At 62.1% G+C, this 22,330-nt stretch carries 18 protein-coding genes; 9 read left to right on the top strand and 9 right to left on the bottom strand.

Going from position 1 to position 22,330, the window contains the following annotated elements; translation table 11 throughout:
- Positions 1-29 precede the first annotated feature (29 nt).
- The 3 genes from asnB to BG60_RS36215 form a co-directional block, all read right to left on the bottom strand.
- The gene (gene asnB / locus BG60_RS00800; protein WP_034470102.1) at positions 30-2,051 is read right to left on the bottom strand and encodes an asparagine synthase (glutamine-hydrolyzing); all 2,022 of its coding nucleotides are present in this window, start codon (positions 2,049-2,051) and stop codon (positions 30-32) included.
- A gap of 46 nt (positions 2,052-2,097) precedes the next feature.
- Positions 2,098-3,231 (bottom strand): glycosyltransferase family 4 protein, encoded by a 1,134-nt coding sequence (locus tag BG60_RS00795; RefSeq protein ID WP_008346158.1) that lies wholly within the window; start codon positions 3,229-3,231, stop codon positions 2,098-2,100.
- A gap of 215 nt (positions 3,232-3,446) precedes the next feature.
- On the bottom strand, positions 3,447-4,781 hold the full coding sequence (locus BG60_RS36215; protein ID WP_008346157.1) for a glucosamine inositolphosphorylceramide transferase family protein: 1,335 nt from the start codon (positions 4,779-4,781) through the stop codon (positions 3,447-3,449).
- Positions 4,782-5,439: 658 nt separating this feature from the next.
- Between BG60_RS36215 and BG60_RS38065 the strand changes: the two genes are divergently transcribed.
- Entirely contained in the window at positions 5,440-5,769 is a 330-nt protein-coding gene (locus BG60_RS38065; RefSeq protein ID WP_152563167.1) for a hypothetical protein, read from the top strand.
- Between the two features lie 11 nt (positions 5,770-5,780).
- Here the strand turns inward: BG60_RS38065 and BG60_RS39915 are convergent, their stop codons facing one another.
- From BG60_RS39915 to BG60_RS00770, 3 genes are all read right to left on the bottom strand, one after another.
- Complete coding sequence (locus tag BG60_RS39915; RefSeq protein WP_268811670.1) at positions 5,781-5,909, bottom strand: hypothetical protein; 129 nt, start codon at positions 5,907-5,909, stop codon at positions 5,781-5,783.
- A 208-nt stretch (positions 5,910-6,117) separates the two neighbouring features.
- Positions 6,118-6,564 carry an NUDIX domain-containing protein gene (locus BG60_RS00780; RefSeq protein WP_051078963.1) on the bottom strand — a complete coding sequence of 149 codons (447 nt, stop codon included), beginning with the start codon at positions 6,562-6,564 and terminating at the stop codon, positions 6,118-6,120.
- Positions 6,565-6,895: 331 nt separating this feature from the next.
- Positions 6,896-9,007: a phosphocholine-specific phospholipase C gene (locus BG60_RS00770; protein WP_008346153.1), complete on the bottom strand. Its 2,112-nt coding sequence runs from the start codon at positions 9,005-9,007 to the stop codon at positions 6,896-6,898.
- 494 nt (positions 9,008-9,501) lie between these two features.
- Between BG60_RS00770 and BG60_RS00765 the strand changes: the two genes are divergently transcribed.
- Positions 9,502-10,668: a YbfB/YjiJ family MFS transporter gene (locus BG60_RS00765; protein WP_008346152.1), complete on the top strand. Its 1,167-nt coding sequence runs from the start codon at positions 9,502-9,504 to the stop codon at positions 10,666-10,668.
- 24 nt (positions 10,669-10,692) lie between these two features.
- Here BG60_RS00765 and BG60_RS00760 read toward each other — a convergent pair whose 3' ends face one another.
- On the bottom strand, positions 10,693-12,099 hold the full coding sequence (locus BG60_RS00760; RefSeq protein WP_008346150.1) for a replication initiation protein: 1,407 nt from the start codon (positions 12,097-12,099) through the stop codon (positions 10,693-10,695).
- A 643-nt stretch (positions 12,100-12,742) separates the two neighbouring features.
- On the opposite strand from BG60_RS00760, the gene BG60_RS00755 reads away from it, so the two are divergent.
- The 3 genes from BG60_RS00755 (at position 12,743) to BG60_RS00745 (ending at position 18,514) form a co-directional block, all read left to right on the top strand.
- Positions 12,743-13,954 carry a ParA family protein gene (locus BG60_RS00755; protein WP_033536892.1) on the top strand — a complete coding sequence of 404 codons (1,212 nt, stop codon included), beginning with the start codon at positions 12,743-12,745 and terminating at the stop codon, positions 13,952-13,954.
- The gene (locus BG60_RS00750; protein ID WP_034470099.1) at positions 13,951-14,928 is read left to right on the top strand and encodes a ParB/RepB/Spo0J family partition protein; all 978 of its coding nucleotides are present in this window, start codon (positions 13,951-13,953) and stop codon (positions 14,926-14,928) included. Before BG60_RS00755 ends, BG60_RS00750 begins: the two co-directional genes overlap by 4 nt.
- Before the next feature lie 1,447 nt (positions 14,929-16,375).
- Complete coding sequence (locus tag BG60_RS00745) at positions 16,376-18,514, top strand: TonB-dependent receptor (protein WP_404989942.1); 2,139 nt, start codon at positions 16,376-16,378, stop codon at positions 18,512-18,514.
- A gap of 15 nt (positions 18,515-18,529) precedes the next feature.
- Here BG60_RS00745 and BG60_RS00740 read toward each other — a convergent pair whose 3' ends face one another.
- A complete protein-coding gene (locus BG60_RS00740; RefSeq protein ID WP_008346145.1) occupies positions 18,530-19,003 on the bottom strand; it encodes a hypothetical protein in 474 nt (157 codons plus the stop codon).
- A gap of 31 nt (positions 19,004-19,034) precedes the next feature.
- Positions 19,035-19,502 (bottom strand): zinc-finger-containing protein, encoded by a 468-nt coding sequence (locus BG60_RS00735; RefSeq protein ID WP_008346143.1) that lies wholly within the window; start codon positions 19,500-19,502, stop codon positions 19,035-19,037.
- Positions 19,503-19,877: 375 nt separating this feature from the next.
- Here BG60_RS00735 and BG60_RS00730 point away from each other — a divergent pair, with 375 nt between their 5' ends.
- The 4 genes from BG60_RS00730 to BG60_RS00715 all read left to right on the top strand — a co-directional run bounded on the left by BG60_RS00730 (position 19,878) and on the right by BG60_RS00715 (position 22,302).
- On the top strand, positions 19,878-20,147 hold the full coding sequence (locus BG60_RS00730; RefSeq protein WP_235366305.1) for a hypothetical protein: 270 nt from the start codon (positions 19,878-19,880) through the stop codon (positions 20,145-20,147).
- 321 nt (positions 20,148-20,468) lie between these two features.
- Positions 20,469-20,834 (top strand): hypothetical protein, encoded by a 366-nt coding sequence (locus BG60_RS00725; protein WP_008346140.1) that lies wholly within the window; start codon positions 20,469-20,471, stop codon positions 20,832-20,834.
- Positions 20,831-21,253, top strand: a complete 423-nt coding sequence (locus BG60_RS00720) for a c-type cytochrome (protein WP_008346138.1) — start codon at positions 20,831-20,833, stop codon at positions 21,251-21,253. The genes BG60_RS00725 and BG60_RS00720 overlap by 4 nt, the downstream gene beginning before the upstream one ends.
- Positions 21,254-21,255: 2 nt before the next feature.
- Positions 21,256-22,302, top strand: a complete 1,047-nt coding sequence (locus BG60_RS00715) for a catalase (RefSeq protein ID WP_235366304.1) — start codon at positions 21,256-21,258, stop codon at positions 22,300-22,302.
- Positions 22,303-22,330 lie beyond the last annotated feature (28 nt).

The following is a 22,330-nucleotide window of genomic DNA, read 5'->3' as shown; positions in this document are numbered from 1 at the left end:
GAACCGCGTCGAGCGCGGCGCATTCGATATCAGCTTGCGACGCTCGCGAGATCCGACGTGTGCGACGCGAAGAGCGGGATCGACGATGCCTGCTGGTGCTCGAGCCACTGCTGGAACATCAGCACGTTCCACAACTGACGATGCCAGTTCTGCTCGCCCGACAGATGCTGCTGCCATTTCGCGCGCACCGTGGCGGCGTCGAAGAAGCCCTCGCGACGCAGCCGCGACGCATCGAGCAAGGCCTCCGCCCAGTCGCGCAGCTCGCCGCGCAGCCAGTGCGTGATCGGCACGCCGAAGCCCTGCTTGGGCCGCTCGATCATCGCACGCGGCACATGGCGATAGAGCACCTGGCGCAGCGCCCATTTGGTCTGTCCGTCGCGCACTTTCATCGATTGCGGCAGACGCCACGCGAACTCCACGACGCGATGATCGAGGAACGGCACGCGCGTTTCGAGCGACACGCCCATCGCGGCACGATCGACTTTCGTGAGAATGTCGTCGGGCAGATAGGTAATCATGTCGAGCGCCATCATGCGCTGCACGTCGTCGAGGCCGGTGAAGGCCGGCGCATTGCCGGTCATCAGCGTGGGCGGCTGGTATCCGCCGATTACGAGCGCGGCGGGGTCGTTCCATTGCGACATGAGATGCAGATACACCTCGTCGCGCGACTGGCACGACAGCAGTTCCGCGCCCTTGTGCAGCTTGTCGCCGACCTTCACGCCGCGCAGCGACGACGGCAGAATCGGCTCCATCAGGCCCGCCATGCTGTTCCAGCGCTTCGGCGAGATTCCGGCTATGCCCGATGCCGCCAGCTTGCGCAACGGCGCCGGCATCATCGTCATCTTGTCCCACATGCCCGGCGCGGTCTTGTAACGCTGATAGCCGCAGAAAAGCTCGTCGCCGGCATCGCCGGACAGCGAGACCGTGACGTGCTGCCGCGCGAGTTGCGAGACGAGGAACGTCGGCACCTGCGACGAATCAGCGAACGGTTCGTCGTATAGCTCCGGCAGACGCGGGATCACATCGAGCGCCTGGCGCGCCGTCACGTACATCTCGGTGTGCTCCGTGCCGAGATGCCTGGAGACGGCCTTCGCGAGCTTGGCTTCGTCGAAATCGCTTTCGTTGAAGCCGATGGTGAAGGTCTTCACCGGACGCGACGACTGCTTCTGCATCAGCGCGACGATCGTGGACGAATCCACGCCGCCCGACAGAAACGCGCCGAGGGGCACGTCGGAAAGCATCTGCTGACGGATCGCGTCCGTGAGCAGATGCTCGAGTTCATCGACGGCGTCTTCGGCGCTGCCCGCGAAACCGCGTGCGGATCCGTTGACCGCCGCATCGACGCCCGACCAGTACGACCACACGCGCGGCTCGCGCCGTTCGAGCGAGACGGTGAGCATCTTGCCCGGTTCGAGCTTGCGGATGCCCTCGAAAATGGAATACGGCGACGGCACGCAGCCGTGGCGGATTTGCAGCGTCAACGCGCCGCGATCGACGTTGTTCTCGAACGCGGGATGCTCGCGCAGCCCTTTGAGCTCGGAGCCGAACAGGAACGCGGCTTCCTCGCCCTGCCCTTGCCAGCCGTAGTAGAGCGGCTTTTCGCCGAGCCGGTCGCGCGCGAGCGTGAGCTGGCATTCCTGCCGGTCCCACACCGCGAACGCGAACATGCCGACCGCGCGCTCTATCGTCGCCTGAATGCCCCACGCATCGAAGCCCGCGACAAGCGTCTCGGTGTCGGAGCTGCCGCGCCACGCGGGCGCGCGTTGCGTGTCTTCGAGCTCGTCGCGCAGGTCGAGATGGTTGTAGATCTCGCCATTGAACGCGATGACATATCGCCCGCTGCCCGACGCCATCGGCTGATGTCCCGCCGACGACAGATCGATGATCGCCAGCCGCCGATGACCGAGCGCGATGCCGCGCAAATCATCGGTCCAGTCGCCCGCGTCGTCGGGGCCGCGATAGGCGATGGCGAGCGCCATCTTCCGCACCGTTGTCTTCGAGTCGCCCGCGCCGAAGCCGCGTCCACCCAGAAAGCCGACGATACCGCACATATTGGTTCTCCTTACGATCCGGCCATAGGCCGCGCTTATGCGATGCTCATTTCTCTTCGACGAGCCGCAGGTAGATATCTTCGAAACGCTCGCGCGCGCGCATCATCGTGAATTCGGCGTGGATGCGCGCTTTCGCCATCTGACCGAGACGAAGGCGCTCGTCGGGTTTCATGTCGACGATGCGATCGAGTCCCGCCGCAAGCGCGTCGCTGTTTTCCTTCTCGACGACCACGCCCGTATTCGCGACGAGCATGGCCGCGTCGCCCACGTCGGTGACGACGCACGGAAGCGCCATCGCCATCGCTTCGCCGACGACATTCGGAAATCCTTCGGTGCGCGACGACAGGCAGAACACATCCATCGCCGACAGGCACGCGGGCACGTCGCGCCGCTCGCCGAGCAGCACGAAGCGCGATGCGAACCCCGTCTGCGCGATCCAGTCCGCGAGCTCGCGATTGTTCGCGTCGAGATCGCGGCCGACGAGCATGAAGCGCACATCGGGATGACGCGCGGCCAACATGCCCGCCGCGCGCACGAAATTCTGGTGATCCTTCACCGGATGAAAGCGTCCGAGCACGCCGACGACGACGTCGCGCTCGCCGAATCCGCATTGCTCGCGGATCGCGCTGCGTTGCTCCGGCGTGGCGCACAGGCGCGCGACGTCGAAGCCGTTCGGCACGACCATCATGCGGCTCGCGTCGTAGCCGACCGACACATGCGCGCGGCGCGACGCCTCGGCCGCGCAGACGATCGTCTGCGGCACGTAGTACGACAGCCACGCGCAGATCTTGCGCAGCAGCACAGTCACGCGCGAGCCGCCCGATCGGACATCGGTGGTGCGCACGCCCCAGACGATGCGCTTGTGCGCCGCGATCCGTCCGGCGAGCCCGCCGAGAAAGTCGGCGTGATACATCCACGTCTGAATGATGTCGGGGCGTTCTTCGCGGATCAGTTTCACGAGGCGCATCAACGCGCGCGGAAAGCCGAGCGGGGATTTCATGCCGAGGCTATGAACGTCGATGCCGCGCGCGGCGAGTTCTTCGCCGATCTTGCCGGTGGTCGTCAGCGAGCAGACGACGTGACGAAATCGCGGATCTTCGATGTGCGACTCGATGAGGCGCTGAAGCATACGTTCAGCGCCGTCCGCATTGAGCGCAACGATGACATGGAGAAGCTTCATGGTCCCGGCTGCCGTTTTTCTACGATGGGCCCGTCTCCAGGCAACCGACGCGCGCGTCGCTGGCGGCAATGCTTGTACTGACGGGTGTGTTTTATGACGATGGGCTGCCTCGCCGGGGCACGCTCCGGCGAGTCATCAATGTAAGCCGGCGCGGTGGCACGCACTGTGCGACGTGCCACACGCCGGTTCTCCTGTCCGCGCGCGTCCTGCGGGCGTCAGGCGCGCCTCATCGCACCGCGCCACGGATTCCATTTGCGAAGCTGCGTCTTGAGATCGATGACCGTGATCCCGCCGACCGCATTCCACGTATGCAACCCCTGATGACCGCGCGGCGGCGTGCGAACCGACACCGTGCGCTCGGCATAGGTCGTCGTCGTGAGCTCGGTGATCTCGCGGAACGTCAGCGCCGCGCCGTATTCGCGCTCGCAATTCTGCGCGGGGCGAATCAGGCGGTTCTGGCCGTCCTTGAACAGGTTGCCCGCCATGCGCGCGAGGCGGCAGTCGGAAACGACCGGGTTCATCGGATGCGCGGTCCATTCGCCGAACGGGCTGTCGGAATAAAAAATCGACAGTTCGTCCCAGTTCGATCCGCCGTCCTCCGTCATGCTCGTGAACATCCACCATGTCTTGCCGTCGTGATGGAGCGTCGTATCGGCGGCGACGACATCGCGCATGATCACCTTGTGCAGCACCCATTCCGTCGGGAACGACGCGGCGCGGTACATCTCGATCGTGCGGTTGCCGCAGGTCTCCGGAATCATGAAGACCTCGCCCTCATGCTCGAAGAGGAACGGATACGACAGGTGATAGTTCTTGTCGAGCACGACGCGCGGCGTCTCTTGCCAAGTCTGCGTGGCCGGATCGAACGCGATATGGCTGATCGTGCCGCGATTCGTGTCGTAGGGCAGGCTTTCGAAGAACAGGTGATAGTCGCCGTTCTTGCCGCGCCAGAGGAACGGATCGGCATGGAACTGCGACGTCATGCCGGGAAGCGTCACCCAGTTGCGGCTTTCGTCGCCGTCCGCGGACGGGGCATCGGTGCGCCGATACGCCAGGACCCAGTGTCCGCGCTGAACCAGCAGCTTGAGCGGCTGATTCAGCACTTTGCGGCCGAGATGGCGCAGCGCGAAGCACGCCGAAGTGAAACCCGACAGACGCGCGGGCCGAGCCTTCGGCTTGACGAGCGGAAGATCGCGCAGCGGCGGGTTCGCGTCGAGCCGCTTCTGCGCCCGGTCGACGAGAACGGCGACGCGCTGCAGGCTCGTCTGCAACGACTTCAGGAAGAAAAGCTTCTCCGGTATCGCGACATACGACTCGGCGAGCAGTCGCATTTCGCCGGAGTCGGGGGACTTCCAGACGGCCTGGATATGTGGCGTTCGGCACTGAAGCAGCGCTTTCCACAGCGCCTCGATGTTCTCGTGGCCGTCGTACAGGACGGTGATTGGAGCACGAACGTGAGCGCGTCGCGGTGTCTCTTCGGAGTCGCCGTAGAGCCGCTTCTCGATGCGCGTCCACCATTCAAGCACGGAAGGATATGCGGGTTGCGCCATTTTCTTTTCCCTCAGACAGCAGCGGATTCGCCAGTCGATAGAATTGAAATCTTTAGCTAAGCGCTTAACTGTCTTTTATATGTGTTGTGTTCCGGCGCTTTCGAAATGATGAACCTACATTTCATGATGATGCCGGCGAAGAAAGACTAGAGTCTGGGGAACGTGACTGCGGTGCGCTATCGCACACAGTTGCGACAGCTAAATAATGCGAGGGATTTTGAACGGCTGTGCCGGAATGGCTGCGCGATGCGATGGCCGGCGCGCCTGGCGCTGGCCACGGGCCGATACGGAGGGAGACCTAACTTGTTGGCGGATCAGGAAATTTTGTCGTGGATCAAGGCTCGTCGCGGCGCACGGCGACCTCGCGCCTGCGATACCACGTAGGCCGCTTATGAGCCGGCTTGCTCATTTCATCTGCCTTATGTTTGGAAGAAGGCGAAAAGATAATTTCGAACACGGCCAGCAAAGCGAGGCCGATTATTGCGAAAAAAACAATTGCGCCTATAACACCGCCTACAGACATGCTTCCTCCGCGCTCGTACGCGTTGAATCAAGCATTAGATAAAACCTGCCGCTGAAAGTTTTGGCCGAATGAAATTTTGATTTATTCGCGGATTATATCACATCGGAAATCGGCCAATTTCCGCGTGACGGACCTATGTGGATGATTTTCGGACGGATGCGGCCCGCGCAAATCCCTGAACAAAAGGGTGAAAGCGCATCTTTTCCGTGGACCGCTCGCCGGGCAGCGCGGCCGCGCGGGCGGACGAACGGCATGGTGCGGCGCGGGCCGGGGACGCGCATCGACCGCTGCGACGCGAAGGCCGGCGCGATTTATTCGGAGACCGATGCAGAGCGTATTACACGTCGAGATGCGGATTTCGAAAGACAACGGCGCGTCATTCGAATGCGCGCGTCGATATTCCCGATTTGCCGCCAGTCGTCTCGCCTATTTGACCGACGATTAACCGATCATTTCAGCAAGTAAGAAAGCGCGTTTCACGCGAGCCCCTCTTTTTCCGCGGGTTTGTCGGACGTTGTCAAGAAAATGTCCGCTACCGCCAATAAGGAAAGGCCGACCACCGCCACGAACCCGACGGTTCCGGCGAATAGGCTGACGAGCTTCATGGTTTCCTCCGCCAGTCAAAGGGCGAATGCTTCCGTTGCTCAAGCTGCCGCTCGCGTCCGACGATACTCGCCGGTGCGCCTGGCAACCGTCCCAACGCTAGCATAGGCATAAGTTCGCCGGAAAAGTATTCATTTCGTGGCGAAACAAGGTGCCTTCGCGATTTGCGCAGACGAAAAAAGCCTCGATGCGACCGATCGGCGACCCGATTCAGCGCCCGCGCCTGCCGGCGCCGGCCGTCATGGCCGCATCGGCGTCGCCGTTTTTCCACGCGTGCCGCGCCGGCTCCCGGCTGCCGCCCATCGCGCGGGTCAGGATCGCGCGTGTGCCAGGCGTCGCACTGACTTGCGCGAGTTGAGGCGCATCGATCCACAGCAACTCATGGAATCGCGCGCCGGCTTTCGGCCGCAGATGCACCTCGTCCGGTATCGCAATGCGAAAAACATGATGCAGATGATGCGCCGACGCCTGCTGAAACAGAAACGCCGCAGCGCTCGCCTCGACGCCGGTGTCTTCGTGCAGCGCTCGGATCGCTGCAACAATCGTCAATTCGTCGTATGCCACCGCTCCGCCCGGCAGAAGCCACGGTCCGCCACGCTCCCGGACCAGCAGCACTGACTGGCGACGAACCAGCAGCACGGTTGCTCGTTCTCTCATCCCCGTCTCCGTGTTGCACCCCAATTCGTTATTGGATCGATGCTGCGATACGGCGCGCGGCGTGCCATTTTGATTTCACCGTCGCGTCGAACCTGAGCGTGAATTGACGTGCACGTTCGATCTTCACAGGCTTTGTCGCGCTTCGCAATGCGTGATGTCCCACGTATGTGCGCTGCACGACGAGGCTGGCCGGCAAAAAATGCCCGCCTTTGCGAGACTTTGGGAGTGGACTCGAGCTGCGGAGTTCCGCTGGACTGGCGGATGGCGGAGGAAAAGTCGACGCGGCCGCGCGGGTCGATGCGCGCGGCCGGCAATGCTCGACGCGATTGCGTCAGGCGCCGAACGCCGGATCGCTCATGCTGTCGCGCCCGGTTTCGACGTGACCCGCGAGACGGCGCAGGAACGCGGAATCGGTGTCGACCGTGATTTCGATGTCATACCAGCCGTGCGCGTCGCGCAGATCGACGTAGAGCTGCTCCGTGTCGCCGCCCCGCACGCGCCGCGTGACCGTCTTCGATGGATCGTAGGCATTCTTCACGCTGAAGGTGCATGCCGCGGTTCCGCGGTTCGCGAGCCGCAGTTGCAGGTTGCCGTTGGCGACGTCGTAGCCTTCGGCGACATCCGGCGCGGCCTGCTCGCGCGACCACCAGTGCGACTGCGCGCTCGCCTTGCCCGCGATCCGCCGCAGAAAGCCGTTCGGGCCGTGCACGACGAAATCGAAGCTGCCGTCCGCGTTCGCCGCGACGCTGTCCGCGAGACGCTTGCGCGCTTCGACCGTATAGGTGCGAGGCGCATCCGCGCTCGCATTGCGATACAGCAGAAAGACCGCGCCCGCGCGTCCGGTGTTGACGAAGTCGAACGAGACGGCGTCCTTCGACGCATCCGGGCGCGCGCGCACGAAAAGCTCGTACGGCAACGCGCGCGCGGCGCGCACGCCGGACTCCTGCTTCGGCAGCGCCTGCGCGGCGGGCGGGACAGGCACATAGTCGGGATGGCGCTGCTTGTCGGGCGGAACGTAGCCGCTCGTCGCCGGCAGCGTCGGCATCGCGCTATTCGGATTGCGGAAGTCGAACGCGGACGTCAGATCGCCGCAAATCGCGCGACGCCACGGCGAGATGTTCGGCTCGGCGAGGTTGTGCGCGCGCCCGAAGCGTTTCTGGATGAAGCGGATCACCGAGGTATGGTCGAAGGTTTCGGAGCATACCCAGCCGCCTTTGGACCAAGGCGACACGACGAGCATCGGCACGCGCGCGCCCAGGCCGTAGGGGCCGCTCGCGTATTTCGCGCTGCCCGGAAAGATCTCCGCGCTGGTATCGACCGTCGAAAGACCGTTCGCGCTCGACGTCGGCGGAAACGGCGGGACGAGGTGATCGAAGAAGCCGTCGTTTTCGTCGTAGTTGATGAGCAGCGCCGTTTTGCTCCACAAATCCGGATTCGACGTCAGCACCTGCAACACCTGATCGATATACCAGGCGCCGTAGTTCGCGGGCCAGTTCGGGTGCTCGGAAAACGCCTCGGGCGCGACGATCCACGAGACTTGCGGCAGCGTGCCCGCCGCCACATCGCGCTTCAGGATCGAAAAGTAGTCGTCGCCGGCGACCGCGTTCGTGCCGCGACGCGCCTTTTCATACAGCGGACTGCCGGGCTGCGCATTCTGATACTGCTTGAAGTACAGCAGCGAATTGTCGCCATAGTTGCCGATGTACGCGTCGTCGGTCCAGCCCCACGAATTCTTCGCGTCGAGCCCCGTGCCGATGTCCTGATAGATCTTCCACGAGATGCCCGCGCGCTCCAGCACTTCGGGGAACGTGGACCAGCCGTAGCCGGCTTCCGCGTTATCGACGACCGGGCCGCCGCCGGTGCCGTCGTTGCCGACATAGCCCGTCCACATGTAGTAGCGGTTCGGATCGGTCGATGTGTTCGTCGAGCAGTGATACGCGTCGCAGATCGTGAAGGCGTCGGCGAGCTGATAGTGGAACGGGATGTCGTCGCGCTGCAGATACGCCATCGTCGTCGTGCCCTTGAACGGCACCCATTGGTCATAGCGGCCGTCGTGGAACGCGCCCTTCCCGTCCGTCCATCCGTGCGGCAAATCCTGCAGGAACTGCAGGCCGAGATTGGCGGCGTCCGGGTGGAACGGCAGCACTTCGCCCGCACCGGACGCGATCGGCTGATTGAACACCGGCTTGCCGTTGGGCAGCGTCACGGCGGTCTTGTCGCCGAAGCCGCGCACGCCGCGCATGGTGCCGAAGTAGTGATCGAACGAGCGGTTCTCCTGCATCAGCACGACGATGTGCTCGATGTCCTCGATCGATCCATGACGGTTGTTCGCGGGAATCGCGAGCGCCTGGCGAATGCCGAGCGGCATCACGTTCAGTGCGGCGGTCGCGCCTGCCGCCTGGGCGGCCGCGCGCAGAAAGTCACGACGGTTCGTGTTTTTCATTCGTTTTGCGGGAAGTAAATGGATGGGTCAGTCAACCGTGTGAATCACCGGTGTCGCGAGCGGTTCCGACGCGGCTCGCGCTATCGCGGGCTGCGCCGCTTCATCGGATGCGCCTCCTGTGGCCTGTTTCGCCCAATTCTGAAGCTCGCTCGTCGCGGATGGGCCGGATGTCGCGGATGTTTCGGACGATACGTCGCGCGTGAGCCCGGCGGAGGCCGATGATTCCGTGTCCCGCTCGCCGCAACCGCAAACGATTGCACTGGCGCAAACGACGAGACACGCCACGAGCGCGTGACGGCATGCAACAGTGGACATCGGTTTCTCCGGCTTCGGTCGCAGATCGATACAGCGCTGCGAAGCTTAGCCACGGCTTGTGTAAGCAATATGACCGGTCCGCGATACCATAGGCCGCGTATCGACAACAGGACGAAAAGAGCGTGATACAACGTGACGATGCAAGCGGGGAACTTCGCAGACAGGCGCTTCTGCTCGCGATGGCGCTATCGCTCGGCAGCGCCATCGCGCTCGGGCTCGCGCGCTTCTCCTACGCGCTGCTGCTTCCGCCGATGCGGCTCGACCTCGCGTGGAACTTCGCCCAGGCCGGCGCGATGAATACGGCGAATGCGTTCGGCTACCTGCTCGGCGCACTCGCGTTCTCACGATTGTCGATGCGCGCGCCGTCGCGCACGCTGTTCGTCGCGGGCTGCGCGCTCACCGTCGTCCTGATGGCGGCGAGCGGCACGACGACCGATACCGACGCCCTGCTCGCGTTACGCGTCGCGACGGGAATCGGCAGCGCGCTCGTCTTCGTGAGCGGCGGCGTGCTGGCGGCACGGCTCGCATCGATGTCGCCGCGCGACGCCGGACTCGTCATCGGCTTGTATTACGGCGGCACGGGCTGGGGCATCGTGATCTCGTCGATACTCGTTCCGCTGACGGTCCTGCCGGTCGCGCACGGCTGGCGCGTCGCGTGGTTCGCGCTCGCCGCGGGTTGCGCGGCGTGTTCCGGCGCCGCCGTCTGGGCCGCGCGGCGTATCGAATCCGCGCAGCCTGTTTCGGCGACGCGTCAAGGTACGGACAGCGCCGCGGGCGCGCCGGTTCGGCGGCGGCGTTTCGCGCTCGCGCTCGCCGGATACGGGTGCTTCGGTATCGGCTATATCGGCTACATGACGTTCATCGTCGCCCTGCTTCGCAACGCAGGCATGAGCGCGGCGGTCGTGATCGGCTTTTATATCCTGCTGGGCGTGGCGACGGTCGTATCGGCGCGGATGTGGTCCGGGCTGCTCGATCGCATGCGCGGCGGTCAGGCGCTCGCGATCCTCAACGGACTGCTCGCCGCCGCAACGCTCATTCCCGCGATGTTCGCGCATCCGCTGGCGGCGTTCGTCTCGGGTACGTTGTTCGGCGCGACGTTTTTATCGGCGGTGGCATCGACGACGGCTTTCGTGCGGCACAATCTGCCGGCGAATCAGTGGCCGCGTGGGATCAACGCGTTCACGATCGTGTTCGCGCTGGGGCAGATCGTCGGTCCGGTCGTGATCGGACGGGTGTCGGACAGCGCCGGGCTCACTCGCGGACTCGTTTATTCGGCGCTCGTGCTGGCTGCCGGCGCGGTGCTCGCGGGCTGTCAGAAAACCTTGCTGAATAGACAGGATGCCTGAGAAATTCTCGACCCTTCGCGCAGATCAGATTCGGTTGCCCGCACGCGCCTTCTTCATCTTCGCGTAGACATGCGAGCAGAAGGCGTCGGCGACCACGCGATTGACGGTGAGAATGTTGTCGGCGCTCAGGCTCTCGCGTGAAACGCCCTGCTTCTCGATGAGCCGCTGTGGAATCAGCTGGCTCACGAACGAGTGACACAGTTCCTTGCGTGCCGGCGCATCGACGGATTCGAAGTACTCGCGGCCGGCGCGGATCTCCTCGCTCATCTTGGCTTTGGCCGTATCGTTCTGAACCTGAATGCTGGCTTCAAGATGCGCCTGCGCCGTATCGCGCGAACGGCGGTCCTTCTTGTCGTCCTCGAGTTGCTTCGCCTTGATCGACGCCATCTTCCGGTCCGCTTCGCCGATGCGGTAATTCCCTTCCAGGGCCTTGAACAGATAGCCGCGCGGGCTGACCGTCACCTTGCCTTCGTTGAGCTTGTATCGCGTGTATTCGATCGCCTGTTCGAGCCGCTCGTCGGTCCACACGTCGCGCCGCTTCGCGAGGCGCTCGAAGTCGGGGGTATCGAAAGCGAATTCGTTGTGCAGAAGCAGATACATCGAATCCTGAATGCCGGCGCGCGCCGCGTCGGCGCCCTGCTTCTTCGTGAAGCGGAAACGGATTTTCAGCTTGTCCGCCGGAACGCGATCGGCATTGGGCTCCCAGCTGACATCGAAATCGGAGACTTCGTTGAGCTGGTCGATGGCGGGCTCGAGGAACCGCTTCTTGAATTCCTTCACTTCCTTGCGCGATTCGCCGACCTTGCCGGGCCATTCGAGCACGTCTTCGAATGCGAACCACTCGGTCACACCGTGGCCTTCGCACGGAATGAGGCGGTCGTAAATCGCGCGGGCGAGCGAAAGCGAAAAAGCCGTCGATGCGCGCAGGCTCAGCCAATGCGCCTTGTACGGGCTGATCAGATATTTGATGACCCGCCCGGCAAGCAGGACGCACACGACGTTGCGCTCGATGTAGCAGTCACCCAGCAAACTGATGGTGCCCCACGAGTCCTTCTCGGTCAGTTCCTCGATCGACGGCGCGGTCATGATTTCGACGCGCGCCCGGGCCGCGGCTCGCATCTGCGCGATCAGATGACTGTGGTTGCGGCTGTCGTAGCGCATCAACCACTTGAAGTAGTTGACGTCGGCCGTGAACGTATAGACCTTGTCGTCGATGAGTTCTTCGGGCGCCTTCGTCGCAACGATGAAGTACGCCGCATCGAGCACGCGCCGCGCGGCGATGCCCAATCCGCCGACCCGCGTGAAGATGTTGTTGCGCAGGAAACCGATGTCCCTCGTCGACTCGCAGATCGCCGATCCCTGCGCGGACATGTCTTCGTAGATGTCCAGCGCCAACTGCTGCGGTGTGACAGTGAGGTCTTGGTTTTCCATGCTTCCGATTCGGCTTCGATCCCCGGCACTCTATCAGGCGAGCGAGGGGTGTCAACACAAAAACCACCCCGCTCCTGCTTGACGTTATCCGCACAAAAATCGCCCCGTTCGCTGAGGCGGATCACAATTTCCACCCCGGTCGCCACAATTTCCGCCTCGTGCGGCCCAATTTGCGGCGCCGTCCGCACAAAAAGCGCCCTAGGCGTCACAAAAAGCGCCTCTATCCACAGGGTTGCGTGTTGATTTTTAAGGGAAATGGGTGGCGCTGTTTGTTGGTGGGTGGGTTTAGGTTTACAAAAAGACTGAACTGACATCGACTGAGTTTACGCTCGCTGCGGCGAATGAATTTCGTTAAGTCGTTGAATCTAATATAGAAAAGCGGATGAGAGCGAACCGCACAAAAACCGCCCCCGGGGTGGTTTTTGTGCGGACGCCGCAGTGATTTCACGATGCTTAGGATTCAACTCGTTCTTCGCCGTCTACTCAATTCACGGCACCGAGCGGCCTATTTAGAAAAGAACGAAAAATCAAGGGGTTGGATATACACCGCTGGCCGATCGGTTAAAACTCGACGCAATACAACCTTGTTTACGCGTATTCGTGTATTCTGCGCTTCGACGTCAATACTTGGAGAAAGCGCAGAATGGCAAACGTAGGCACGCTACCTATGGAAGACCGGAAGGTTACGCTCCGCGAAGTTGCTGAGTTCGCGGATAACCTGGAACCCTTCTCGGATAACCTTCGTGAACAGATTCTGGCGCCGCGTCCGCGTAAGCTCGCGCCGTTCTATACGATTAGCGAACTGGCCGAGATGTGCAATCTGACTCGGCAGCAGATTCAATATCTGGTCACGAAAGGCGAAGGCGGGCTTCCGACAGGCACGCTGAACGGCAGCGGCCGCAGCCGGACATTTACTCTGCCTGAAGTGCGCGTCTGGGTGAAGATGGCTTCTGATATCTACCAGACCCGGCTCGACGACAGCAACGGCACCTTCAGAGGCAAGGTGCTGACAACGGCTCAGTTGAAGGGCGGCTCCGCTAAAACCACAACGACGGTTTGCCTCGCACAGGCTCTGACGCTTCTTGGCCGCAAAGTATTGCTCATCGACCTCGATCCGCAAGCTTCGGCTTCGGAGTTGTGCGGTCTCTATGCCGAAAAGGAAATCTCCGGCGACGACACCGTGCTGCCCTATATCTACGATCAAAACGTAGAGGGCGGTCTCGGCGCGAGCGTGCAATCGACGTATTGGGATGGCCTCGACATCATCCCCGGCCATACATTCTTATATGGAGCGGAGTTCTTGCTGCCGGCTCGCCAGAAGACCATTCAGGGCTATCGATTCTGGGCAGTCTTGCGCGAGGGTCTCGAGCCATTGCGCTCGCAGTACGACTACATCCTGATCGATACGTCACCGTCGCTGTCGTATATGAATTTGAACGCGCTGCTCGCCGCCGACGCGCTCGTCATGCCGATGATTCCCGAGAATCTCGACTTCATTAGTTCGCTCGCGTTCTGGCGACTCTTCTCGGACGTTGCCGAAGACTTCCTTCCTTACGAGGAGGATAAGGTCTACGACTTCATCTCTATTTTGTTGTCGAAGGTGGATTACGGCAAGACGTCGTCCGCGCCGGTTGTTCGGCAATGGGCGCAAAGCGCATACGGGCGCTGGCTCGACCCGTTCGAGATTCCGGCCAGCTCGGTCATGAGCGGAGGCGCGCTTTCCTTCTCGACGGCACTCGACGTGGTCAGCACGCATTCAACGGCGAAGTCGCTTCAGCGAGTGCGACAGCCCATGATGCAATATGCCAAATGGCTGGATGATATGTTCGTCAAATCGTGGAGGGAGTCGGCATGAGTAATAACATCCGAGAACAACTCATGGCCAAGACGGCCAACCTGCCGAAGCCCGCGGATTTCAAAGGCGAGAACAAAAAGGATAAGACCACTCGTGGCCCGCAGACGATGCCGGGAATCACGAGTGCGCTAGCTGCTGCACAGCTTCGGATCCAGGAACTCGAAGCCCGAGGTGTCGACACAGAAATCTCGGTCGATGCGATCGTGCCGAATCCATGGCAACCGCGTCGTCAATTCAACGAAGGCAAGCTTTCCGAGTTGGCGCGGTCGATCGGTGAGGTTGGGCTGTTGCAGGCGGTAACGGTTCGACGAGTCGGAGAATCGTTCCAACTCGTTGCGGGCGAACGACGCTGGCGCGCACATAAGCTGATCAACAAGGCGACTGTTCGCGCAGTTGTGATCGACTGCACGGATCAGGACATGGCGGCTTTGGCGTTGATGGAAAACGTGACGCGCGATGATCTGTCTGATTATGAAATCGCCATCGCGATTCGTCGTGCGGAAGCGGAATTTCCGAACCGAACGCGGCTCGCGGAAGCTATGGGCATTACTCGTAGCGACCTGTATCGGTTTCTTGCATATGATGCGCTCCCGGACTTCGTGAAGCGGGATCTGGATTTGAACCCGTCCGTGCTCGGAGCATCGTCGGCTCAGGATATCGCGAACGCACTGAAGAAGACGGGCGAACATGGACTCAAGGTGCTGCAAGAATTGTGGCCGATGGTGCTGTCGGGCGACCTGGTTCAGACGAAGGTTGCGCCGAGTTTGAATGCACAGGCCAGCCGTGGAGAATCGGCGACGGATGCCGGTGGGCGGAGCATCCTGAAGATCTTCGCCGGAAAGGTCCAAGCCGGGAGCATCACGAAGGATGTCAAGGGACTGACCTTCAAGTTCAAAGCCGGAGTGATGACAGAGGAGCAGGAAAGTCAACTTAGAGAACACATAGGGAAGATGTTCTCGATTCGGTCTGAGTGATTTTTTTGAACCCGCCTCGGCGGGTTTCTTTATGGGCGACAAACCAAGTTTCGCGTGACGAAAGTTCAAGGGCGAGAGTGGCATGTGTCCGAATTCGGACACATGTCCGGGTTCGAGCGCGTAGGCACGATGCGCGACCATTGTTGCCAACGACCTTGGTGTCCGAATTCGGACACATGTCCGGGTTCGAGCACGTAGGCACGATGCGCGACCACTGTTGCGAACGACCTTGGTGTCCGAATTCGGACACGTGCCCCGGTTCGACGGCGTAGGCAGGATACGAGACCATCGTTGCCAGCGACCTTAGTGTCCGAATTCGGACATGTATGGCCGGCCTGCCCGCCGTGGGCTGCAGGCGAGGCTTTCGCTAACGGGCCTCGATCGCATGACGGAGCGCACCAGCCGAAAAATGTCTTCCGCTCCGACAGCGCGACCGTAACGAGCGATCCGAATCCGGAAGGCGCGACGCTGCTCAGCCGTGTTCGGGACTCGAGGCCACCGATCACTTCGCTTCTCACCAGCGGAAGCGGTTGCACGCGGACTGTCCGAATTCGGACACTCTGTGGCAGACGAGAACATCAAAACGCACGCACTGAGCACATCGATTGGACAGCATGCGACGACGAATCTCCGGCAATCGGTACGCGTGGGGGAATGCTCTGCCCGCGCCTGTGCTCCTCGCGTCTATTCGCGAACACCGCCATCTTCATTCACACCCAAGCCGACGGACCGCGACCTTCTGCTTGCGACCGCGGAAAGCGGAAGTGCTCGACGGCACTCGAAAATGAAAAACGCCGAGTACGTCCCTGTCTCGCCCAATGAGGCGCGCCGACGCCGTTACCGCTGTTAAACCTGCAACCCACCTTGGCGCCTGATTGCCATTAGCTGAAGTGACTGGCGAAGGTCGAGGAGGAGTGGTGATTCTTTATCGTTGCCGCCAGAGACAAGAGCGGACCATGCGACGCTATCCAAACTGGTCCATTCGCCACGCCATACCTTGTATTTAGCGTGCATGGATAACGAATGTCCGCGGACTGACTCAACGGTGGCTCAGGACCATCGCAAGGCGAACAAAATCGGTGCTCGGGTGCGGCCGGCCGATCATTCGCGGCTAACCAAAGACCAATGCGCCAACGTGACGGGTATCGAAAGCTCTACTCGTGCGTGGAACAAAGCGAACCACAATAGAATTCAAAAAACCGATTAAAAATCAATAGGTTAGATAAACAAACTCAACTTGTTTCACGAAAAGAGGTCCACCGAACAGTCCGAATCATCGCGAAGCAGCCCGCTCGCCAAATCTGAACGCCCGAAAGACACCCGCAACTCGCCGTCTGTATCAAACACTACATAATCCGTAAAGTTCAAGTCGTCGACCATTGAAAATCACCATAATCCGACCGAGCCAAACCACGCGATACGTTATATCATTTCGTCGTTCACAGCGATGTGCCGCCTCCATGCCCGGACAGCGCCGACCAAACGAAACGTTATAACATCACATAGAGCGACCGTGTTCAGTCCAAACCCAACATCGACGCCCGCCCGCGCCTTCAACGTCCTGCCTTGGACGGCGCTCCTAATCACAACTGCGGCCAGCGCCCAATCTCAACCGATAAACGACACATCGCTCCAACCGATCTTCGTAACCGCGAACCCGCTAGGCTCAAACGCTTTGGCATCCCCGACAAGCGTCCTCGACGGCACTGCCCTCACACTGCGACGCGCCGACTCCCTCGGCGAAACCCTGAACGGACTCCCCGGAGTCTCGACGACAACCTACGGTCCGATGGTCGGAAGGCCGATCATCCGCGGCATGGACGGGGACCGAATCCGCTTGCTGCAGAACGGCGTCGCGGCTTACGACGCATCGTCGTTGTCCTACGACCACGCCGTGCCGCAAGAATCGCTCTCAGTGGAACGGGTGGAAATCGTGCGTGGGCCGGCGGCGTTGCTCTACGGCGGGAACGCGATCGGCGGAGTAGTGAATACGATCGACAACCGCATCCCGCGCGACCCGATCAAAGGCGTGTCGGGACAAGTCGATGCCAGCTACGGCGGCGCCAACGATGCCCGCGCCGGCGCCGCGCAAGTCGAAGGCGGAAATGGCCGATTCGCTTTCCACGTCGATGCCTTCGATCGCGAGACGAGTAACGAGCGCATCCCCGGATTCGCGCACTCGGATGGTCAACGCGCGCTCGACGGCCCCGATGTCGCGCAACCCTACGGCAGCATCCCGAACAGTGACGGCCGCTGGCACGGCGGCGCCGTCGGCTCGTCCTACACGTGGACGGACGGTTACGCGGGCATCAGCTACAACGGATACGAGGCGAACTATGGCTCGGTCGCCGAGGACGATGTGCGTCTTCGCATGCATCAGGATCACATCGCGGCGTCGTCGGAGATACGCGATCTGCAAGGCCCCTTCAGCCGGTTGAAGCTCGACTTCGCCTACACCGACTACGAGCACAAGGAGATCGACGACGGCGAGACCGGCACGATTTTCCGCAATCACGGATACGAGGCGCGCATCGAGGCGCGGCACCGGAAGATCGGTCCGCTCGATGGCGCGATCGGCGTGCAACTCGGCCAGAACACGTTCTCCGCGCTCGGCGATGAAGCGCTCGTGCCGACATCGCAGACGACGAACGCGGCGCTTTTCGGTCTGGAAGAGTGGACGGTCACGGATGCGCTGAAGTTGAGCATCGGCGCACGCTACGAACACGTGAACATCGATCCGACGTCGGGTGGAAACGAAAAATTCGCCGATTCCCCGAAGCGCGATTTCAACGCAGGCAGCGTCTCGGCCGGCGCGCTGTTCAAGCTGAACTCGGCGTGGAGCCTCGCCGGCAATGTCGCGTACACGGAACGCGCGCCCACGTACTACGAGCTTTACTCGAACGGTCCGCACGATGCGACCGGCCAATATCTGATCGGCAACCCTGACGCGCAAAAAGAAAAAGCGATCTCGACCGATTTGTCGATGCGCTTCGCGAGCGGCGCGAACAAGGCGAGCGCGGGCGTCTTCTACAGCCGCTTTCGCAACTATCTGACGGAATTCAACACCGGCCGGCTCGTCAACGACGACGACGAACCCGTCGCGCCCGGCACCGACGATGCGCTCAACGAAGCCGTCTATCGCGGCGTGCGCGCGGAGTTCTACGGCGTCGAACTGGACGGAACCTGGCGCGTCTTCGACAAGGGCGCGCAACGTCTCGATGTCGAAATCGTCGCGGACTACACGCACGCTCGCAACATCGATACCGGCGAGGCATTGCCACGCATCTCGCCGCTGCGCGCGACGCTCGCGCTCGACTACGCGTATGGGCCGTACGGCGCGAGAACCGAACTGGTTCACGCGTGGGCGCAGCATCGCGTGCCGGAAAACGAACTGCCGACCGCGAGCTACACCACGCTCGGCGTCATCCTGACGTACAAATTTCGCGTCGGCGCGACGAACTGGCTCGCCTTTCTGCGCGGCCAGAACCTGACTAATCAGGAAGTGCGCTACGCGAGCTCGGTCGTGCGGGACATCGCGCCGGAAGGCGGCCGCAGCGTGATGATCGGCTTGCGTACCGCCTTTTGACGGCGAACGCGAGCGTCAAACGCGCGCCGACTTGCGGGCTTGCGTCGACTGATACGGCTCGCCGGCCTTGAAGCGTTCGAGCCGTTCGCTCGCAACCGACAAGGCCGCGAGCGACGCGCGCCGCAACTGATGATCGTAGAGCGACACGATCGCCGCGATCCGCTCGAAGTCCTCGGGCGCGAGGATCCACGAACCGGACGTGCGTCCGATGTCGAAGACGGCGGCCATCGACTGGTCCGCGAGCAGCAGTTCTTCATGCGAGAAATCGCCGTGTCCCGCTTCGGCGAGGAACTTGGCGAGATAAATCGCCTCGGTGACATGCTGCGCCGGCGCGACGTCCGACGAACCCGAGCGCAACGCCGTCAGCGACATATGCGCCACGAGTGCGAGCTCGTCCGCCACTGCGCGCGGGATGGGAAGCAGCTGCGCTTTGCTGAGCCGCGCGCGCGTCGCTTGCGGCGAGCGCTGAAAAGGAATAGTGCGTGACATGCGAGGACCGATGAACGTTGACCTTTTCAGGTTAACGTTCATCGATCGTCGAATCTGAAGGGTGCCGGGCGCGTTCGTGTTCAAAATGTTCGACGACGGCGATCGCGCGCTCGCATTGATCGGCGTCCAGCGTGTGGATGCTGCATTTCTCCGGCTCGACGCCGATCGCCTGCGCGAGCCACTTCATGCCCTTGGAGCGCGCCTCGAAAACATTGCAGCCGTCGCGCCGGACCTTCGCCTGCACGAGCGGTTCGAGAACGGCGTGCAGTTTCACTTTGAGATCGCGCAGGCGGGCATCGGCGAGACGGCCGAGCGGGACATTACGCGTGCTGCGTGGAAAGATGCCGATCCACGCCTGACAATCGGCGCACAACCAGAGCGGGCCGTGGTCTTCGCGATACGGATAGGCCTCGTCGCCCGCGCGCGTCAGGGTCGCGGGCGCGCCGCAGTAATCGCAATTCGGATGAGGCAGAGGTTTGACAGGTCGGCCGACACGCATCGTCGAAAATCCCGGGCGGGAAATCCAATATAGCAAAACCGTGCATCGTCTTCGAAACGCCACGCGATTGAAAGCTCGATGCATGCCGCGATATCGCAATCTGCTTAAGCAAGCGCGTTCGCGCAGATGCTGCCATGCGCGCCGGCCAAGGAAACTGCGGATCGGGAATTTACTTTTCCGATCCGCGGTATAGGGTAGGAGTGCGTGCTACCCGCCACGCGCTTTCGGGGCTTACAAGCCCCATCCTCAAGTTCGATCAGAAGCCCGGAAGGCGCGGCGTTTCGCGCTCGAAACCGGGTCCCAGCATGCGTGCCCGCGAGTTCGTCGCAGGCTTGCAGTCCTCAATCGGTTTCTTGACTCAAGAAGGTGATGGCGATGAGAGCAACTCTTCTATTGGCCGCATCGGCCGCAAGCGTCTTCGCGATGAGCGCCGTCGCGCAAACGCAGAACATGCAGATGGCGCCGGCCCAAGGCAGCACCGCGCAGCAGAATGCGCAAGACGGCAGCACGGCAACGAGCGATTCCAGCTATGGCGGAGCGATGTCGACGAGCAAGTCCGGCAGCGCATCGCGCGATGCCTGGACGGGCAGCACGATGCAACTCTGCACGCCGGGCCTGAGCTGCAACATCTATAGCGGCCAGTAGCAATGTGCGAAGGCGGCGGGGACGCCTTCGACGAATTCGATCCTCGTTCCATTTCGCAGTCCCCCAATGGCGGGGCTGAATCCCTCCCGATGCATGGTTTTTCCAGACGATCGTTCGGTCGATAGTTGAGCCCATCAAAAGACGGCCGCTCATCGGCCCCGCGTGGCGATGCTCCCACACGACAGACTCTTGTCCGCAGCGAAATCAAATAGTCAGCCACGCGGATCTCCGGGCTTCACATTCGTCGAGGCCACGTTCGTTCTCTATGCATAAGCCCATCTGGACAGCCGCGACCGCGCGGCCCGTAAGGAGGTACCCGAAATGAGATCCCATCAGACAAAGCGTGCGACGTTCCTCGCGATCACGATGCTCACGTGCGCCAGCACCTTCGCCGCGACTGCCGCGACCGACGCCGATCCGCTCGCGTTCACGGTTCAGACGCCAACGGGCGGAACGTCACGCCTCATTTACGCCGATGACGACGGCTGGCGCCTCGACGATCGCGATGCGAACCTGAAGCCGACGGAAGCGCGCATCACGCAGGCGTCGACGGAACCGCAAAAGGAAGCGTCGGCGGGCGAGCGGCCGATGACCGTGTTCATCGACGGTCCAACGGGCTTCACTTACGTATGGATACGCGATCAGGGATGGAAGTACGTCGGCCGAATCTCAGGACGCAATCATTGATTCGCGCAGCGCTTGCCGGCATCGTCGGCGTTTGGCTGGTCGCCCATGCTCACGCAGCGGCCGCAGCCGACAACTCGCTGATCGATGCATGGCGGGCCGTGCGCGTCGCCGACTGCGCGCGCTGCCATGGCAAGGATCATGAAGGACTCGCCGCGCCGTCGATCGTCGGCTTTGCGCGCACGCAGAGCCGCGAGCGCTTCATCGCCGCGATTCTCGACGGCAATCCGCCGTTGGGTATGCCGGCCTATCGCGGCAACGCGCTGATCGAGAATCACATCGACGCGATCTATCGCTACTTCGCGGCGCGCGCCGACGGCAGCATTGCGGCAGGCGCGGTGCCGGCGCGTGAGTCAGACGAGTCAGCTGACGCACCTACACTTAAACAGCGCGCTATCACTCCAGGCGCGAACGGAGGTTGATCGTGAACTCCCCTCAATCCGCCGGCGACGGCGCCGGCTGGACCGACAAGCTCGATGACGCCGCCACGCTCGCGATGCTCGTCACGGCGATCGGCGCGCAGCAGACGAAGCTGGCCGCGAGCAAACACACGGGGCTGAACGGACAGGTCGATCGAGCGCAACATCAGAAGTCATTGCTCGGCGCTTTCGGAGTGCTTCGGATAGCTGATGATATTCCGGATGCCGCGCGATTCGGCCCCTTCGCGAAGCACCCGGCGACGTATCGCGCCGCATGCCGCATCTCCAACGGACAGCCGTGTCCGCAGCCGGACACGTCGCCGGACGTTCGCGGCATCGCGCTCAAGTTCTTCACGGAAGAGGGCGCGGAAACCGATCTGCTGATGACCAACGAAGGCGGTCGCTCACATGCGCGCGACGCCGCTCAGTTCATGGCGGTCGCCGATATCATCGTCGCGTTGCTTGCGGAAGGCACGGTGAGCGGGATCGCGCAGGGCTTGCGCGAGATGATGATGGCAAGACTCGGGCCCGCCGAGGGCGCGCGCATTCTGGCGATCCTTTTCAAGGAAACCAGAGTGCATCACGTCGACAGCCTGGCGACGGAGCATTACTGGGGATCGGTCGTGCAACTAGGGCAGGCGGCGATCAAGTATTCGCTGCATCCGCATCCGTCGACGTCCTCGGGGACGAACGCCGAGCGTCATGGCGACAACTATCTGCGCGCCGATATCTGCAATCGTCTGGAGCAAGGTCCGGTCAAGTGGCAACTCGGCGTGCAATTCTTCGTCGATGAACAAACGACGCCCGTCAACGATGCATCCATCGCGTGGAAGTCGGACGTAGTGACCATCGGCGAACTCGAAATCGATGCACCGCCATCCGTCGACGACGAAGCGCGTATCGAACGGCTCGCGTTCAATCCGGCCAACGGCTTCGCGCCGCTCGGCATCACGCACGCACGCAAGGATGTCTACGCGGCGAGCGCCGCGAATCGCGAGGAGCGAGGCGTGCTGTCGAGCGAGGAAGCGAGAGCGTTGCTGGCCGCACGCTAGCGGACGAGCGTCGCGCGGCTGCGCAAGA

The sequence above is a fragment of the Caballeronia zhejiangensis genome, from assembly GCF_000698575.1.
Taxonomy (GTDB): Bacteria; Pseudomonadota; Gammaproteobacteria; order Burkholderiales; family Burkholderiaceae; genus Caballeronia; species Caballeronia zhejiangensis.
This window is presented reverse-complemented; position numbering and strand designations above follow the sequence as displayed.

What these genes read in the sequence shown, in the direction of transcription:
- asnB (WP_034470102.1), bottom strand. Translation starts at nt 2,051, where the DNA reads ATGTGCGGTATCGTCGGCTTTCTGGGTGGACGCGGCTTCGGCGCGGGC.
- BG60_RS00795 (WP_008346158.1), bottom strand. Translation starts at nt 3,231, where the DNA reads ATGAAGCTTCTCCATGTCATCGTTGCGCTCAATGCGGACGGCGCTGAA.
- BG60_RS36215 (WP_008346157.1), bottom strand. Translation starts at nt 4,781, where the DNA reads ATGGCGCAACCCGCATATCCTTCCGTGCTTGAATGGTGGACGCGCATC.
- BG60_RS38065 (WP_152563167.1), top strand. Translation starts at nt 5,440, where the DNA reads ATGTGGATGATTTTCGGACGGATGCGGCCCGCGCAAATCCCTGAACAA.
- BG60_RS39915 (WP_268811670.1), bottom strand. Translation starts at nt 5,909, where the DNA reads ATGAAGCTCGTCAGCCTATTCGCCGGAACCGTCGGGTTCGTGGCGGTG.
- BG60_RS00780 (WP_051078963.1), bottom strand. Translation starts at nt 6,564, where the DNA reads ATGAGAGAACGAGCAACCGTGCTGCTGGTTCGTCGCCAGTCAGTGCTG.
- BG60_RS00770 (WP_008346153.1), bottom strand. Translation starts at nt 9,007, where the DNA reads ATGAAAAACACGAACCGTCGTGACTTTCTGCGCGCGGCCGCCCAGGCG.
- BG60_RS00765 (WP_008346152.1), top strand. Translation starts at nt 9,502, where the DNA reads ATGGCGCTATCGCTCGGCAGCGCCATCGCGCTCGGGCTCGCGCGCTTC.
- BG60_RS00760 (WP_008346150.1), bottom strand. Translation starts at nt 12,099, where the DNA reads ATGGAAAACCAAGACCTCACTGTCACACCGCAGCAGTTGGCGCTGGAC.
- BG60_RS00755 (WP_033536892.1), top strand. Translation starts at nt 12,743, where the DNA reads ATGGCAAACGTAGGCACGCTACCTATGGAAGACCGGAAGGTTACGCTC.
- BG60_RS00750 (WP_034470099.1), top strand. Translation starts at nt 13,951, where the DNA reads ATGAGTAATAACATCCGAGAACAACTCATGGCCAAGACGGCCAACCTG.
- BG60_RS00745 (WP_404989942.1), top strand. Translation starts at nt 16,376, where the DNA reads ATGTGCCGCCTCCATGCCCGGACAGCGCCGACCAAACGAAACGTTATA.
- BG60_RS00740 (WP_008346145.1), bottom strand. Translation starts at nt 19,003, where the DNA reads ATGTCACGCACTATTCCTTTTCAGCGCTCGCCGCAAGCGACGCGCGCG.
- BG60_RS00735 (WP_008346143.1), bottom strand. Translation starts at nt 19,502, where the DNA reads ATGCGTGTCGGCCGACCTGTCAAACCTCTGCCTCATCCGAATTGCGAT.
- BG60_RS00730 (WP_235366305.1), top strand. Translation starts at nt 19,878, where the DNA reads ATGAGAGCAACTCTTCTATTGGCCGCATCGGCCGCAAGCGTCTTCGCG.
- BG60_RS00725 (WP_008346140.1), top strand. Translation starts at nt 20,469, where the DNA reads ATGAGATCCCATCAGACAAAGCGTGCGACGTTCCTCGCGATCACGATG.